The sequence below is a fragment of the Pseudomonas sp. HY7a-MNA-CIBAN-0227 genome (assembly GCF_040310325.1).
Lineage (GTDB): Bacteria > Pseudomonadota > Gammaproteobacteria > Pseudomonadales > Pseudomonadaceae > Aquipseudomonas.
The window spans coordinates 1-248 of record NZ_JBEOPT010000290.1 but is presented as its reverse complement, the minus strand read 5'-3'; the positions used below and the strand labels follow the sequence as shown (position 1 = coordinate 248).

Annotated in this window: 1 protein-coding gene; it reads right to left on the bottom strand. The window is 43.5% G+C overall.

Annotation, left to right across the window (positions count from 1 at the left end):
* The coding region (locus tag AAEZ06_RS27965) for a hypothetical protein (protein ID WP_350617427.1) at positions 1 to 248 on the bottom strand (248 nt) is incomplete at both ends.

Genomic DNA, 248 nt, shown 5'->3' with positions numbered 1-248 from the left:
TAATCAGATTTTTCTCTTGTTCTTGCAGGTAATGCTCTAGCCCTTTGGCAGGTAACTGACCTTCAAAACCGTCTTTAACTTCCTTTAAGCCATTTTGCAAACTGTCTTGTTCATCAAGCGCCGCGTGATTGCTCGTTAATTGCTGCTCTGTAGAATTGGCGACACTACGATTAGGTTCTGCGTTATTAGCCCTCGAACGCTGAATGGTTGAGGGATAATGCTGAGTAATGGTGCGATAAGGATGTAGA